We start from the raw sequence: 15,607 nt of genomic DNA on the forward strand, positions 1-15,607 counted from the left end.
GGCCTGTACCTCAGCTGGACCGCCGGACGGCTCGACCGGCTGCACGCGCGGATCGACGCGGCCCGCGCCGCGCTCGACGCCCAACTGCTGCGCCGTGCCTCGGTCACCCAGGAGCTGGCCACCTCGGGCGTCCTCGACCCCGCCGCGTCGATCGTCCTGTACGAGGCCGCGCACGCCGCACGCCAGGCCGAGGAGGACCACCGCGAGGTCGCCGAGAGCGAACTGAGCACGGCGCTGCGGGCCGTCTTCGGCGAGCCGGCCCAGGTCGAGGCCGTGAAGGAGATCCCCGGCGGCGAGGAGGCGGCCACCGAACTGGCCGCGGCCGTGCGCCGGGTACCGATGGCCCGGCGCTTCCACAACGACGCCGTGCGGGCGGCCCGCGCCCTGCGCAGGCACCGCACGGTGCGGCTGTTCCGGCTGGCCGGACACGCACCGTTCCCGCTCGCCTTCGAGATGGACGACGCGCCGCCGGTGGCCCTCGCGGACCGCCCCGGAACCTGACGCCCGGAGCGCCGACGGGGCCGTACACCGCAGGACTGTCCCGGGGAAAACGATCCACAGCCTGTCCATTGGCCCTTGCTGTGGACTGGTCCCGGAGCGTTTGCTCGGTCGTGCAGCATCCCGAGCGTCTTTCCACCGAGTGAGGTCCCGTGTCCACGCTTCCCAGCACCCCGCAGTCCACCGAGTCCCCGGCCACCGGCACCGCCCGCGTCAAGCGCGGCATGGCCGAGCAGCTCAAGGGCGGCGTGATCATGGACGTCGTCGACGCCGAGCAGGCGAAGATCGCCGAGGACGCGGGCGCCGTGGCCGTCATGGCCCTGGAGCGGGTGCCCGCCGACATCCGCAAGGACGGCGGCGTGGCCCGGATGTCCGACCCGAACATGATCGAAGAGATCATCGCGGCCGTCTCGATCCCCGTCATGGCCAAGTCCCGCATCGGCCACTTCGTCGAGGCGCAGGTCCTGCAGTCCCTCGGCGTCGACTACATCGACGAGTCCGAGGTCCTCACCCCGGCCGACGAGGTCAACCACAGCGACAAGTTCGCCTTCACCACCCCCTTCGTCTGCGGCGCCACCAACCTGGGCGAGGCCCTGCGCCGCATCGCCGAGGGCGCGGCCATGATCCGTTCGAAGGGCGAGGCCGGCACCGGCAACGTCGTCGAGGCTGTCCGCCACCTGCGCCAGATCAAGAACGAGATCGCCCGGCTGCGCGGCTACGACAACAACGAGCTGTACGCCGCCGCCAAGGAGCTCCGCGCTCCGTACGAGCTGGTCAGGGAGGTCGCCGAGCTCGGCAAGCTGCCCGTCGTCCTGTTCTCCGCCGGTGGCGTGGCCACCCCCGCCGACGCCGCGCTGATGCGCCAGCTCGGGGCCGAGGGAGTCTTCGTCGGCTCCGGCATCTTCAAGTCCGGCGACCCTGCCAAGCGCGCCGCAGCGATCGTGAAGGCCACCACCTTCTACGACGACCCGAAGGTCATCGCGGACGCCTCCCGCAACCTGGGCGAGGCCATGGTCGGCATCAACTGCGACACGCTGCCCGAGGCCGAGCGCTACGCGAACCGTGGCTGGTAACCACAGATGAACGAAACCCCTGTGATCGGAGTCCTGGCCCTCCAGGGCGACGTACGGGAGCACCTGATCGCCCTGGCCTCGGCCGATGCCCTGGCCAGGCCGGTCCGGCGCCCCGAAGAGCTCGCCGAGGTCGACGGCCTCGTCATACCCGGCGGCGAATCCACCACCATGTCCAAGCTCGCCGTCCTGTTCGGCATGCTGGAACCGCTGCGCGAGCGGGTACGGGCCGGGATGCCGGTCTACGGCACCTGCGCCGGAATGATCCTGCTCGCCGACAGGATCCTCGACCCGCGCTCGGGCCAGGAGACGGTCGGCGGCATCGACATGATCGTGCGCCGCAACGCCTTCGGACGGCAGAACGAGTCCTTCGAGGCCGCGGTCGAGGTCGACGGCATCGAGGGCGGCCCGGTCCAGGGTGTCTTCATCCGGGCCCCCTGGGTCGAATCCGTGGGGGCGGCGGCCGACGTCATCGCCGAGCACGGTGGCCATATTGTCGCCGTACGGCAGGGAAACGCCCTGGCCACGTCGTTCCACCCCGAACTGACCGGGGACCACCGGGTTCACGCACTGTTCGTCGACATGGTGCGCGCAGTCGGCTGACCTGATCCCGGTAGGATCTCTCGGGTTCGGATCGATTTTGGTGACGCGAGGGAGAAGGCAGATGTCCGGCCACTCTAAATGGGCTACGACGAAGCACAAGAAGGCCGTGGTTGACGCCAAGCGCGGCAAGCTCTTCGCGAAGCTGATCAAGAACATCGAGGTCGCGGCGCGTTCCGGCGGCGTGGACCCCGAAGGCAACCCGACGCTCGTCGACGCCATCCAGAAGGCGAAGAAGAGCTCCGTCCCCAACAAGAACATCGACTCCGCGGTCAAGCGCGGTGGCGGTCTCGAAGCGGGCGGCGCCGACTACGAGACGATCATGTACGAGGGCTACGGTCCCAACGGTGTCGCGGTGCTCATCGAGTGCCTCACCGACAACCGCAACCGTGCCGCGTCCGACGTGCGTGTCGCGATGACCCGCAACGGCGGCTCGATGGCCGACCCCGGTTCCGTCTCGTACCTCTTCAACCGCAAGGGCGTCGTCATCGTCCCCAAGGGCGAGCTGGCCGAGGACGACGTCCTCGGTGCGGTGCTCGACGCGGGCGCCGAGGAGGTCAACGACCTCGGTGACACCTTCGAGGTCGTCAGCGAGGCCACCGACATGGTCGCGGTCCGCACCGCGCTCCAGGAGGCCGGCATCGACTACGACTCGGCCGAGGCCAACTTCCTGCCCACCATGCAGGTCGACCTCGACGAGGAGGGCGCGCGCAAGATCTTCAAGCTCATCGACGCGCTGGAGGACAGCGACGACGTGCAGAACGTCTTCGCCAACTTCGACGTGTCCGACGAGGTCATGGAGAAGGTCGACGCCTGAGGCGCGATCGGAGAAGCTTCCGCGGACGGGCCGACGGGGACACACCCCGTCGGCCCGTCGCATTGTCAGTGCGAGCCGATAGCCTGCCAGAACAGTTGACCGAGCGGTGAGGACAGGGGGGGCTCCATGCGGGTACTCGGCGTGGACCCGGGGCTGACCCGGTGCGGTGTCGGGGTCGTCGAAGGGGTCGCGGGCCGCCCCCTGACGATGATCGGCGTCGGCGTCGTGCGCACCCCCTCCGACGCCGAGCTGGGACAGCGCCTGGTCGCCATCGAGCAGGGCATCGAGCAGTGGCTCGACGAGCACCGCCCCCAATACGTCGCCGTGGAACGGGTCTTCGCCCAGCACAACGTCCGTACGGTGATGGGCACCGCCCAGGCCAGCGCGGTCGCCATGCTCTGCGCCTCCCGGCGCGGCATCCCGGTCGCCCTGCACACCCCCAGCGAGGTCAAGGCCGCCGTCACCGGCTCGGGGCGCGCGGACAAGGCCCAGGTCGGCGCCATGGTGACCCGGCTGCTCCGGCTGGACGCGCCGCCCAGGCCCGCGGACGCCGCGGACGCCCTCGCACTCGCCATCTGCCACATCTGGCGCGCGCCCGCGCAGAACCGGCTCCAGCAGGCCGTCGCCGCCCATCGCACGCTGAAAGGCCGTACCGCATGATCGCCTTCGTCTCCGGCCCGGTGGCCGCCCTCGCCCCGACCACGGCCGTGATCGAGGTCGGCGGAATCGGCATGGCCGTCCAGTGCACCCCGAACACCCTGGCCCCTCTCCGCGTCGGCAAGGAGGCCAGGCTCGCCACCTCCCTCGTCGTACGGGAGGACTCGCTCACGCTCTACGGCTTCGCCGACGACGACGAGCGCCGGGTCTTCGAGCTGCTCCAGAGCGCCAGCGGCGTCGGCCCCCGCCTGGCCCAGGCCATGCTCGCCACCCACAGCCCGGACGCGCTGCGCCTGGCCGTCTCCACCGGCGACGAGAAGGCGCTCACGGCTGTCTCCGGCATCGGGAAGAAGGGCGCCCAGAAGCTCCTGCTGGAGCTCAAGGACCGGCTCGGTGAACCCACGGGCGCCCATATCGGCCAGCAGGGCATCGGCACCGCCGTCACCTCCGGCTGGCGCGATCAGCTCCAGGCCGCGCTGATCGGACTGGGATACGCGACCCGGGAGGCCGACGAGGCGGTCTCCGCCGTCGCCCCGCAGGCCGAAGCCGCCCTCGCCGAGGGCGCTCAGCCCCCCGTGCCGCAGCTGCTGCGCGCCGCTCTGCAGACCCTCAACCGCGCACGCTGACCGGCACCGAAACACCCGAGGCGGGACTGACCGAATGAACTGGGACGAGACCGGACCCGGCACCGACGAACGGCCGGTGGGGGAGTTCGACGACCGGCTGGTCGATGCCGGCGCGGACGGTGAGGACACCGCGGTCGAAGCGGCCCTGCGCCCGAAGGACCTGGACGAGTTCGTCGGCCAGGAAAGGGTGCGCGAACAGCTCGACCTGGTCCTCAAGGCGGCCCTCGCCCGCGGCGCCACCGCCGACCATGTGCTGCTCTCCGGCGCCCCCGGCCTCGGCAAGACCACCCTGTCCATGATCATCGCAGCGGAGATGAACGCCCCGATCAGGATCACCTCGGGGCCCGCCATCCAGCACGCGGGCGACCTCGCCGCGATCCTCTCCTCCCTCCAGGAGGGCGAGGTGCTCTTCCTCGACGAGATCCACCGGATGTCGCGGCCCGCCGAGGAGATGCTCTACATGGCGATGGAGGACTTCCGGGTCGACGTCATCGTCGGCAAGGGCCCGGGGGCCACCGCCATCCCGCTGGAGCTGCCGCCCTTCACCCTGGTCGGTGCCACCACCAGGGCCGGACTCCTGCCGCCCCCGCTGCGCGACCGCTTCGGCTTCACCGGGCACATGGAGTTCTACGCCCCCGCCGAGCTGGAGCGCGTCATCCACCGCTCCGCCCGGCTGCTGGACGTCGGCATCGACGTGGAGGGCGCCGCCGAGATCGCCGGACGCTCCCGGGGCACCCCCCGTATCGCCAACCGGCTGCTGCGCCGGGTCCGGGACTACGCCCAGGTGAAGGCCGACGGCACGGTCGACCGGGACATCGCCGCCGCGGCGCTCAAGGTGTACGAGGTTGACGCCCGCGGCCTCGACCGGCTGGACCGTGCGGTCCTCGGCGCCCTGCTGAAACTTTTCGGCGGCGGCCCGGTCGGCCTGTCCACCCTCGCGGTCGCCGTGGGGGAGGAGCGCGAGACGGTCGAGGAGGTCGCCGAGCCCTTCCTCGTACGGGAAGGACTGCTGGCCAGAACCCCGCGCGGCCGGGTCGCCACCCCGGCGGCCTGGGCCCACCTCGGGCTCGTACCTCCGCAGCACGGCGGAAAGGGACAACAGGGTCTCTTCGGGGCGTGATGCGTCACAGGTTGACCCTTACCGGAACCCCGGTGCCATGCTGGGCGTTGTTCCATCGATGCGGACTCGCTTAGACTCCGCCGATGCCGCCCTTACAGGTCGGTGTACCCACCCCCGTATATACAGGCCGCATTCCAGCGCGGTCGTGCGAAGGAAACCCGTCCCGTGAATCCCGTGACTCTCCTCCCCTTCATCGTGCTCATCGGGGCCATGTTCCTGATGACCCGGTCCGCCAAGAAGAAGCAGGCGGCGGCCGCGCAGATGCGTAACGACATGCAGCCCGGCACCGGCGTCCGGACGATCGGGGGCATGTACGCCACCGTCAAGGAGCTTCACGACGACACGGTTCTCCTTGAGATCGCGCCGGGCGTCCACGCCATCTACGCCAAGAACTCGATCGGTGCCGTCCTCGACGACGAGGAGTACAACCGCATCGTCCACGGCGAGGACGACCTGAAGGTCGACGGCGCGGTCGTGCCCGACGACGCCTCCTCGCTCACCGGCGAGGGTGACGACGCCGCGGACCGTTCGGACGACGCGAAGATCGACCTGGGCAAGAAGGCCGAGGACGAGGACGCCGGGACGACGGACGCCGTCGCCAAGGACGTCGCGGCCAAGGACGCCAAGGACGACGGCAAGACCGACGGCGACGCCGACGCGAAGTAGTTCACGACTCGGGGACGGCCGTATGCCCACAGGCGTGCGGCGTCCCCCGGACCGTGCGGTTTTCTGCGGGGGCAGGTCCCCACAACACTTCGTGGCCGCTCGGGCGCGTACCCGGCGCGGGGCGGTTGGACAGGGAGAAACGAGAAGGTGGCAGCACCGAAGAAGGGCCGCGGGCCGGCCGGTGGTCAGAGCAGGCCGGGGCGTGCCCTGGTTCTGATCCTGATCGCCATGGTCGCGCTCACCGGCGGGATGTTCCTGTCCGGTCACACCACGCCCCGGCTGGGTATCGACCTGGCGGGCGGGACGTCGATCACGCTTGAGGCGAAGACGCAGCCCGGCAAGCCGAACGCGATCAATCCGACCAATATGAACACCGCGGTCGGCATCATCGAGCGGCGGGTCAACGGTCTGGGTGTCTCCGAGGCCGAGGTCCAGACCCAGGGCGCGAAGAACATCATCGTCAACATCCCCAAGGGGACGAACTCCGAGCAGGCCCGGGAGCAGGTCGGTACCACCGCCCAGCTCTACTTCCGGCCCGTTCTGACCGTCGCGGCCAGCGGCCCCGGGGAGCCGACGCCTTCGGGCAGCGAGAAGCCCTCGGACGGCACCACGCCGAGCGCCGAGGAGTCCGCCAAGGCAGGGGACAAGGACAAGGGCGACAAGGCCACCGGTGACAAGGCCACCTCGCCCGACTCCCCGACGGCGAGCGCCACCACCCAGGGGCGCGCGGTCACCGGCGCCCTGAAGAAGGACCCCACCCCGGGCGCCTCGGACTCCTCGAAGCCGAAGTCGTCCACGCCGCCGGTCGACCCCGCGACGGCCAAGCTCCAGGAAGAGTTCGCCAAGCTCGACTGCACCGACCCGAAGCAGCGCACGGCCGCCGGCAAGGACGCGAAGCCCACCGACTCCATCGTCGCCTGTGGCTCGAACACCCCCGGTCAGTACGAGAAGTACGTGCTCGGCCCGGCCGAGGTCTCCGGCAGCGACGTCAGCGACGCCCAGGGTGCGATCGACCAGACCACCGGCGAGTGGATCGTGTCGATGGAGTTCACCTCCGGCGGCGCCAAGAAGTTCAAGACGATCACCTCGCGGCTCTCGCAGCAGCAGCCGCCGATGAACCAGTTCGCCATCGTCCTCGACGGTGAGGTCGTCTCCGCGCCCTCCGTGCGGACGGCGCTCAGCGCGAACGCCCAGATCTCCGGCAGCTTCGACCAGCAGTCCGCCGAGGACCTCGGCAACATCCTTTCGTACGGCGCCCTCCCGCTCACCTTCGAGGAGGCGAGCGTCACCACGGTGACCGCCGCCCTCGGTGGCGAGCAGCTCCAGGCGGGTCTGATCGCCGGTGCCATCGGTCTCGCGCTCGTCGTCATCTACCTGGTGGCCTACTACCGCGGGCTCGCGTTCATCGCGCTCCTCAGCCTTCTGGTCTCCGGCATCCTGACGTACACGCTCATGGCTCTGCTCGGCCCGGCCATCGGCTTCGCGCTGAACCTGCCCGCGGTGTGCGGCGCCATCGTGGCGATCGGTATCACAGCGGACTCGTTCATCGTGTACTTCGAACGTGTCCGTGACGAGATCCGCGAGGGCCGCACGCTCCGCCCGGCGATCGAACGGGCCTGGCCGCGCGCCCGGCGCACCATTCTGGTCTCCGACTTCGTGTCGTTCCTCGCCGCCGCGGTGCTCTTCGTGGTCACCGTCGGCAAGGTCCAGGGCTTCGCGTTCACGCTCGGCCTGACCACGCTGCTCGACGTCGTCGTGGTGTTCCTCTTCACCAAGCCCGTCATGACGCTGATGGGCCGGACGAAGTTCTTCTCCAGCGGCAACTCCTGGTCCGGGCTGGACCCGAAGCGGCTCGGCGCCAAGCCGCCGCTCCGCCGCTCGCGCCGTGCCAACGGTTCCACCGACCCGAAGGAGGCGTGAGATGTCGCGACTCGGCAATCTCGGCGCCCGGCTCTACCGCGGCGAGGTCGGTTACGACTTCATCGGCAAGCGCAAGATCTGGTATGGCGTCTCGATACTGATCACCATCACGGCCATCATCGGCCTGGCGGTCGGTGGCCTCAACATGGGCATCGAGTTCAAGGGCGGCGCGGTCTTCACGACCGACGTCAAGGCCAAGATCTCGACCTCCCAGGCCCACGAGGCCGCGGTGGAGGCGTCCGGCCACGAGGCGATCGTGCAGGAGCTCGGCAACGGCGGTCTGCGCATCCAGATCACCGAGGTCGACACGGCCAAGGCCGACGCGATCAAGACGCAGCTCTCCAAGGACCTCGGGGTCCCGGCGGAGAAGATCAACGCGGACCTGGTCGGCCCCAGCTGGGGTGAGCAGATCGCCAACAAGGCATGGACCGGCCTCGGGATCTTCATGGTCCTCGTGGTGGTCTATCTGGCCATCGCCTTCGAGTGGCGGATGGCCATCGCCGCCCTCGTCGCCCTGATCCACGACATCACCATCACGGTCGGTGTCTACGCCCTGGTCGGCTTCGAGGTCACCCCCGGCACCGTGATCGGTCTGCTGACCATCCTCGGTTACTCCCTCTACGACACGGTCGTCGTCTTCGACAGCCTCAAGGAGGGCCAGAAGGGGATCACCAAGCAGACCCGCTTCACCTACAGCGAGATCGCCAACCGGTCGATCAACAGCACGCTGGTCCGTTCCATCAACACCACGGTCGTGGCACTGCTGCCGGTCGCGGGTCTGCTGTTCATCGGTGGCGGTGTCCTCGGCGCCGGCATGCTGAACGACATCTCGCTGTCGCTGTTCGTCGGTCTCGCCGCCGGTGCGTACTCCTCGATCTTCATCGCCACTCCGCTCGTCGCCGACCTCAAGGAACGCGAGCCGCAGATGAAGGCGCTGAAGAAGCGGATCCTCGCCAAGCGTGCGGCGGCCGCCGCACGGGGCGAGTCCGCGGAGGACGAGCGCGACGACCAGCCGCAGGACGCCTTCCCCGAGGACGCCGAGACCGCGGGCGCCGTCGTGGGCCAGCGCAGGCAGCCCAGGGGCCACGGCCGGACTCCCGGGAAGCGCTGATGACCAGCACCACCGAATCGACCCGAGAGCTGCTGCTCAGCCGGATCCGCGATGTGGCGGACTACCCGAAGCCGGGGGTGATGTTCAAGGACATCACTCCGCTGCTCGCGGACCCGGTGGCCTTCACGGCACTCACCGACGCCCTCGCGGAGCTGTCCGTCCGGCACGGCGCCACGAAGATCGTCGGCCTGGAGGCACGCGGCTTCATCCTGGCCGCGCCGGTCGCGGTCCGGGCCGGGCTCGGCTTCGTACCCGTCCGCAAGGCCGGGAAGCTGCCCGGAGCCACGCTCCGGCAGTCCTACGAGCTGGAGTACGGCAGCGCGGAGATCGAGATCCACGCGGAGGACCTCACCCCCGACGACCGCATCATGGTCATCGACGACGTCCTCGCCACCGGCGGCACCGCCGAGGCCTCGCTGGAGCTGATCCGGCGGGCCGGTGCGCAGGTCGTGGGCGTCTCGGTCCTGATGGAGCTCGGTTTCCTCCCGGGCCGGGCCCGGCTGGAGCCCGCGCTGCGGGGCGCGCCGCTGGAGGCACTGATCACCGTCTGAGCGCCGCACACAGGCGATCGCGCGGCGGACCGCGCACAGCGGACGCGCGCAGGACACGCACACAGGACGGGCACCCGGGAACACCGGGTGCCCGTCCCGCGTTGTCACGGCTCCCGGCGTCCCCGGGCGAGGTCCGGCCGGGGGATCGATACCATGGGCTTTCCGGGGAGCCCGGATCCGCACGAGGAGCGCTCTTGCCAGACGAGGCCCAGCCAGTCGCCGCCCCGCAGCCCGACAAGCCCGGGACGGAACCCGCCACGCCCGAGAAGGCCCAGCCCTCGGGAGCGCCGAAGCCCGCGCCGCGCGAGGGCGCGGGCGGATCTGCGCAGGCCCCGGCTGCCGCCTCAGCGAAGCCCGGCGAGCCCGCGCGGCCGACCGCTCCGCCGAAGCCCGCCCCCGAGCGCCCGGCCCCCGCGGCCCCCGTGAAGCCCGCCGCGGCGGCCCCCGCCGAGCCCGCTCCCAAGGCGCCGGCCAGGCCCGCCGCGAAGTCCCCGGCGCCGACCGGTGCGGTGGCCCGCTCCGGCGGCTCCTCCAACCGTGTCCGGGCCCGGCTCGCCCGACTGGGTGTGCAGCGCTCCAGCCCGTACAACCCGGTGCTCGAACCGCTGCTGCGTACCGTCCGCGGCAACGACCCCAAGATCGAGACCGCCACGCTGCGCCAGATCGAGCAGGCGTACCAGGTCGCCGAGCGCTGGCACCGGGGCCAGAAGCGCAAGAGCGGCGACCCGTACATCACGCACCCGCTGGCCGTGACGACCATCCTGGCCGAGCTGGGCATGGATCCGGCCACCCTGATGGCGGGTCTGCTGCACGACACCGTCGAGGACACCGAGTACGGCCTGGACACCCTGCGCCGCGACTTCGGCGACCAGGTCGCCCTGCTCGTCGACGGGGTCACCAAGCTGGACAAGGTCAAGTTCGGCGAGGCCGCGCAGGCCGAGACCGTACGCAAGATGGTCGTCGCCATGGCCAAGGACCCCCGGGTCCTCGTCATCAAGCTCGCCGACCGGCTGCACAACATGCGCACCATGCGTTACCTCAAGCGGGAGAAGCAGGAGAAGAAGGCCCGCGAGACGCTGGAGATCTACGCACCCCTGGCCCACCGCCTGGGCATGAACACCATCAAGTGGGAGCTGGAGGACCTCGCCTTCGCGATCCTCTACCCCAAGATGTACGACGAGATCGTCCGCCTCGTCGCCGAGCGGGCCCCCAAGCGCGACGAATACCTCGCCATAGTGACCGACGAGGTCCAGTCCGACCTCCGCGCCGCCCGCATCAAGGCCACCGTCACCGGCCGGCCGAAGCACTACTACAGCGTCTACCAGAAGATGATCGTGCGAGGCCGGGACTTCGCCGAGATCTACGACCTGGTGGGCATCCGCGTCCTCGTCGACACCGTCCGCGACTGCTACGCGGCGCTCGGCACCGTCCACGCCCGGTGGAATCCGGTACCGGGGCGGTTCAAGGACTACATCGCGATGCCCAAGTTCAACATGTACCAGTCGCTGCACACCACGGTGATCGGCCCCAGCGGCAAGCCCGTCGAACTCCAGATCCGTACGTTCGACATGCACCGCCGCGCCGAGTACGGCATCGCCGCGCACTGGAAGTACAAGCAGGAGGCCGTCGCCGGTGCCTCCAAGGTGCGTACCGACGTCCCCAAGAACACCGGACGCGGCCAGGACACCGTCAACGACATGGCATGGCTGCGCCAGCTCCTGGACTGGCAGAAGGAGACCGAGGACCCCAGCGAGTTCCTGGAGTCCCTGCGCTTCGACCTCTCCCGCAACGAGGTCTTCGTCTTCACGCCCAAGGGCGACGTCATAGCGCTCCCCGCGGGTGCGACGCCCGTCGACTTCGCGTACGCCGTCCATACGGAGGTCGGCCACCGGACCATAGGAGCACGGGTCAACGGGCGGCTCGTACCGCTCGAATCGACTCTGGACAACGGTGATCTGGTCGAGGTCTTCACCTCCAAGGCGGCCGGTGCCGGTCCGTCGCGGGACTGGCTGGGCTTCGTCAAGTCGCCGCGCGCCCGCAACAAGATCCGCGCCTGGTTCTCCAAGGAACGCCGCGACGAGGCGATCGAGCAGGGCAAGGACTCCATCGCGCGCGCGATGCGCAAGCAGAACCTGCCGATCCAGCGCATCCTCACCGGCGACTCCCTGGTCACCCTCGCCCACGAGATGCGCTACCCGGACATCTCGTCCCTGTACGCGGCGATCGGCGAGGGCCATGTCGCCGCCGCGGGCGTCGTGCAGAAGCTCGTCCAGGCACTGGGCGGCGAGGACGCCGCCAACGAGGACCTCGTCGAGAGCGCACCGCCCTCCCGCGGCCGCAACAAGCGCCGCGCCAACGCCGACCCGGGCGTCGTGGTCAAGGGCGTCGAGGACGTCTGGGTCAAGCTGGCCCGCTGCTGCACGCCCGTCCCCGGCGACCCGATCATCGGCTTCGTCACCCGCGGCAGCGGCGTCTCCGTGCACCGGGCCGACTGCGTCAACGTCGACTCGCTCTCCCAGCAGCCGGAGCGCATCCTCGAAGTCGAGTGGGCGCCCACCCAGTCCTCGGTCTTCCTGGTCGCCATCCAGGTCGAGGCGCTGGACCGCTCCCGGCTGCTCTCCGACGTCACCCGGGTCCTGTCCGACCAGCACGTCAACATCCTGTCCGCGGCCGTCCAGACCTCGCGCGACCGGGTGGCCACCTCGCGCTTCACCTTCGAGATGGGCGACCCCAAGCACCTGGGGCACGTCCTGAAGGCGGTACGCGGCGTGGAGGGCGTCTACGACGTCTACCGGGTCACCTCCGCCCGCAGGCCGTAGCCCGCGGCCGGGCCATGACATACGGGAGGGGCCGCTGTACGTGACACGTACAGCGGCCCCTCCCGCATGTCAGGACCGAACGGCAGGTGCTAGCCGCCGAACTCCTCCAGGCCCTTGAGCGCCTGGTCCAGCAGCGCCTGGCGGCCCTCCAGCTCCTTGGCCAGCTTGTCCGCCCGCGCGTTGTTGCCCGAGGCACGCGCCGCGTCGATCTGGGTACGCAGCTTGTCCACGGCGCCCTGGAGCTGACCGGTGAGACCCGCGGCGCGGGCCCGCGCCTCCGGGTTCGTCCGGCGCCACTCGGACTCCTCGGACTCCTGGAGCGCCCGCTCCACCGTGTGCATCCGGCCCTCGACCTTCGGGCGGGCGTCACGCGGTACGTGGCCGATGGCCTCCCAGCGCTCGTTGATGGCCCGGAAAGCGGCCCTGGCCGCCTTCAGGTCCTTCACCGGCACCAGCTTCTCGGCCTCGGCAGCGAGCTCCTCCTTCAGCTTGAGGTTTTCGCCCTGCTCCGCGTCCCGCTCGGCGAACACCTCGCTGCGGGCCGCGAAGAAGACGTCCTGGGCGCCGCGGAAGCGGTTCCACAGCTCGTCCTCGGACTCGCGCTGCGCGCGGCCCGCGGCCTTCCACTCGGTCATCAGATCGCGATAGCGGGCGGCCGTCGTGACCCAGTCCGTGGAACCGGAGAGCGACTCGGCCTCCGTGACCAGCTTCTCCTTGGCCTTACGGGCCTCCTCGCGCTGGGCGTCCAGCGAGGCGAAGTGGGCCTTGCGGCGCTTGGAGAACGCCGAACGGGCATGCGAGAAGCGGTGCCACAGCTCGTCGTCCGACTTGCGGTCCAGCCGCGGCAGGCCCTTCCACGTGTCCACGAGCGCCCGCAGCCGCTCGCCGGCGGACCGCCACTGCTCGCTCTGCGCCAGCTCCTCGGCCTCGGTGACGAGCGCCTCCTTGGCGTGCTTGGCCTCGTCGGTCTGCTTCGCCTTCTGGACCTTGCGCTCCTCGCGCCGCGAGTCGACCGTCGCGACGAGCGCGTCCAGCCGCGTGCGGAGCGCTTCGAGGTCACCGACGGCGTGATGCTCGTCGACCTGCTGCCGCAGATGGTCGATCGCGGTCGTCGCGTCCTTGGCCGAAAGGTCGGTGGTCTTCACCCGCCGTTCGAGGAGGCCGATCTCGACCACAATGCCGTCGTACTTGCGCTCGAAGTAGGCCAGGGCCTCCTCGGGGGAACCGGCCTGCCACGATCCGACGACCTGCTCGCCATCGGCTGTACGCACGTACACGGTGCCGGTCTCATCGACACGGCCCCACGGGTCGCTGCTCACAGCGCCTCCTCCACCTGATGCCTGCGAGGGGGTTCGCCCCCCGGGCATCGTCCACAGTTTCCTGGGGCGGGCATCGCCCGCCCTGCACAACGCCAATCTAGGCGACCGGCCACCCGGCTGTCCGCACTCAGCGCGGCCGAAATTCTCCGGTGCGCCCGGGTGACCACGGCGGCGGCCGGGAGCACCCGGCCGTACCGGTCCGGTCAGTCCTTCTCGACGGTCGCCTTCTCGACGCTCACGGCCTTCTTCGGCGCACCGTCACCGGCGCCACCCTCGACACCGGCCTCGCCGACCTTCTGGACGGCCTTCAGACCGGCCTTGTCGATGGTGCCGAACGGGGTGTAGGTGGGCGGGAGTTTGGTCTCCTTGTACACCAGGAAGAACTGGCTGCCGCCGGTGTGCGGCTGGCCGGTGTTGGCCATCGCCACCGTGCCCGCGGGGAAGGTCACCGTGCCGTCGGCGCCCGCCTTGCCGAGCGCGGTCAGGTTCTCGTCCGCGATCGTGTAGCCGGGACCGCCGGTGCCGTCGCCCTTGGGGTCGCCGCACTGCAGGACGAAAATGCCCTGCGTGGTCAGCCGGTGACACTTCGTACCGTCGAAGTAGCCCTTGTCCGCGAGCGACTTGAACGAGTTCGTGGTGTGCGGGGTCTTCGCCGCGTCCATGGTGAACGCTATGTCGCCCTGGCTCGTCTTGAGCGACATCGTGTACTTCGCCTTTTTGTCGATCTTCATCGCGGGCTCGGGAGCTTTGCTCTCGCTCTCGGAAGGCGAAGCGGACGGGCTCCGGCTCGCGGCCGCGTCGTTCTTCTTGTCCTTGCCGTCGCTCTTGCCCGCCGCGACGAACGCACCCACACCCACCACCGCGGCCACGGCCACCGCGGACGCGATGATCACGGTGAGACGCCTGGTCCTGCTGCGGGCTTCCTCCCGGCGCTGCTGCTGCCGCTGGAACTTCTCCCGGGCGAGCTGCCGCCGCCGCTGATCGCTGCTGACCACCGGTTGATCTCCTTGTACGTCGTGTCATCGGGCGTGGGTTGCCCCGTACCGTATATGGGTTAGCTGTGGAATGAGGAGCGCCGGTAGGCTCTGATCCGCCGCACCCTTTGCCGCGGCCTCCTCCGCCGGACGAACATTAAGGACGATCGTGCTCATTGCCGGGTTCCCCGCCGGGGCCTGGGGGACCAATTGCTACCTGGTCGCCCCCGCCGCAGGCGAGGAGTGCGTGATCATCGACCCGGGCCATCAGGCCGCCCAGGGCGTCGAGGAAGCGCTGAAGAAGCATCGGCTCAAGCCCGTCGCCGTCGTGCTCACCCATGGCCACATCGACCATGTCGCCTCGGTCGTCCCCGTCTGCGGCGCCCATGACGTCCCCGCCTGGATCCACCCGGAGGACCGGTACATGATGAGCGACCCGGAGAAGGCCCTCGGCCGCTCCATCGGGATGCCTCTCATGGGCGAGCTGACCGTGGGGGAGCCGGACGACGTCAAGGAGCTGACCGACGGCGCGCTGCTGAGCCTGGCCGGTCTGGAGCTCGGGGTCTCGCACGCGCCCGGCCATACGAAGGGGTCGGTGACGTTCAGGATGCCCGAGGCCGCGGACGTACCGCCGGTCCTCTTCTCGGGCGACCTGCTCTTCGCCGGCTCCGTCGGACGCACCGATCTGCCCGGTGGCGACCACGCCGAGCTGCTCAAGTCGCTGGCCCGTGTGTGCCTGCCGCTCGACGACTCGACCGTGGTGCTGTCCGGCCACGGCCCCCAGACGACCATCGGCCGCGAGCGCGTCTCCAATCCGTACCTGCACGGTATGGACGCGCCGCGACGAGGAATGTGACGA

15 protein-coding genes are annotated in these 15,607 nt (G+C 70.1%); 13 read left to right on the plus strand and 2 right to left on the minus strand.

Going from position 1 to position 15,607, the window contains the following annotated elements:
• From A6A29_RS42485 to A6A29_RS42540, 12 genes are all read left to right on the plus strand, one after another.
• Window positions 1-501, plus strand: a 501-nt coding sequence (locus A6A29_RS42485) for a hypothetical protein (protein ID WP_241838859.1), incomplete at its 5' end; no start/stop codon positions are given.
• Window positions 502-650: 149 nt separating this feature from the next.
• Window positions 651-1,571, plus strand: a complete 921-nt coding sequence (pdxS, locus tag A6A29_RS42490) for a pyridoxal 5'-phosphate synthase lyase subunit PdxS (protein WP_073729423.1) — start codon at window positions 651-653, stop codon at window positions 1,569-1,571.
• Window positions 1,572-1,577: 6 nt separating this feature from the next.
• Complete coding sequence (pdxT, locus tag A6A29_RS42495; protein WP_073729425.1) at window positions 1,578-2,171, plus strand: pyridoxal 5'-phosphate synthase glutaminase subunit PdxT; 594 nt, start codon at window positions 1,578-1,580, stop codon at window positions 2,169-2,171.
• A gap of 61 nt (window positions 2,172-2,232) precedes the next feature.
• Window positions 2,233-2,985, plus strand: coding sequence for a YebC/PmpR family DNA-binding transcriptional regulator (locus A6A29_RS42500; RefSeq protein ID WP_073729427.1), 753 nt, complete (start codon window positions 2,233-2,235; stop codon window positions 2,983-2,985).
• Window positions 2,986-3,111: 126 nt separating this feature from the next.
• Window positions 3,112-3,645 (plus strand): crossover junction endodeoxyribonuclease RuvC, encoded by a 534-nt coding sequence (ruvC, locus tag A6A29_RS42505; RefSeq protein ID WP_073729429.1) that lies wholly within the window; start codon window positions 3,112-3,114, stop codon window positions 3,643-3,645.
• Complete coding sequence (gene ruvA, locus A6A29_RS42510; RefSeq protein WP_073729431.1) at window positions 3,642-4,268, plus strand: Holliday junction branch migration protein RuvA; 627 nt, start codon at window positions 3,642-3,644, stop codon at window positions 4,266-4,268. The genes ruvC and ruvA overlap by 4 nt, the downstream gene beginning before the upstream one ends.
• A 34-nt stretch (window positions 4,269-4,302) precedes the next feature.
• A complete protein-coding gene (gene ruvB, locus A6A29_RS42515) occupies window positions 4,303-5,388 on the plus strand; it encodes a Holliday junction branch migration DNA helicase RuvB (protein ID WP_073729434.1) in 1,086 nt (361 codons plus the stop codon).
• 165 nt (window positions 5,389-5,553) lie between these two features.
• On the plus strand, window positions 5,554-6,054 hold the full coding sequence (gene yajC, locus A6A29_RS42520; protein ID WP_073729436.1) for a preprotein translocase subunit YajC: 501 nt from the start codon (window positions 5,554-5,556) through the stop codon (window positions 6,052-6,054).
• 147 nt (window positions 6,055-6,201) lie between these two features.
• Window positions 6,202-7,974, plus strand: a complete 1,773-nt coding sequence (gene secD, locus A6A29_RS42525) for a protein translocase subunit SecD (RefSeq protein ID WP_073729438.1) — start codon at window positions 6,202-6,204, stop codon at window positions 7,972-7,974.
• A 1-nt stretch (window position 7,975) separates the two neighbouring features.
• Window positions 7,976-9,085, plus strand: coding sequence for a protein translocase subunit SecF (gene secF, locus A6A29_RS42530; protein ID WP_073729440.1), 1,110 nt, complete (start codon window positions 7,976-7,978; stop codon window positions 9,083-9,085).
• The gene (locus A6A29_RS42535) at window positions 9,085-9,636 is read left to right on the plus strand and encodes an adenine phosphoribosyltransferase (RefSeq protein ID WP_073729442.1); all 552 of its coding nucleotides are present in this window, start codon (window positions 9,085-9,087) and stop codon (window positions 9,634-9,636) included. The genes secF and A6A29_RS42535 overlap by 1 nt, the downstream gene beginning before the upstream one ends.
• Before the next feature lie 194 nt (window positions 9,637-9,830).
• Entirely contained in the window at window positions 9,831-12,455 is a 2,625-nt protein-coding gene (locus A6A29_RS42540) for a RelA/SpoT family protein (protein ID WP_073729444.1), read from the plus strand.
• An 89-nt stretch (window positions 12,456-12,544) separates the two neighbouring features.
• Here A6A29_RS42540 and A6A29_RS42545 read toward each other — a convergent pair whose 3' ends face one another.
• Both A6A29_RS42545 and A6A29_RS42550 read right to left on the minus strand, forming a co-directional pair.
• Window positions 12,545-13,774, minus strand: a complete 1,230-nt coding sequence (locus A6A29_RS42545) for a DUF349 domain-containing protein (protein ID WP_073729446.1) — start codon at window positions 13,772-13,774, stop codon at window positions 12,545-12,547.
• A 203-nt stretch (window positions 13,775-13,977) separates the two neighbouring features.
• A complete protein-coding gene (locus A6A29_RS42550; RefSeq protein WP_073729448.1) occupies window positions 13,978-14,769 on the minus strand; it encodes a peptidylprolyl isomerase in 792 nt (263 codons plus the stop codon).
• Between the two features lie 148 nt (window positions 14,770-14,917).
• Between A6A29_RS42550 and A6A29_RS42555 the strand changes: the two genes are divergently transcribed.
• Entirely contained in the window at window positions 14,918-15,604 is a 687-nt protein-coding gene (locus A6A29_RS42555; protein ID WP_073729450.1) for an MBL fold metallo-hydrolase, read from the plus strand.
• The last annotated feature ends 3 nt before the right edge of the window (window positions 15,605-15,607 follow it).

This window comes from Streptomyces sp. TSRI0281 (genome assembly GCF_001905125.1).
Classification (GTDB): domain Bacteria; phylum Actinomycetota; class Actinomycetes; order Streptomycetales; family Streptomycetaceae; genus Streptomyces.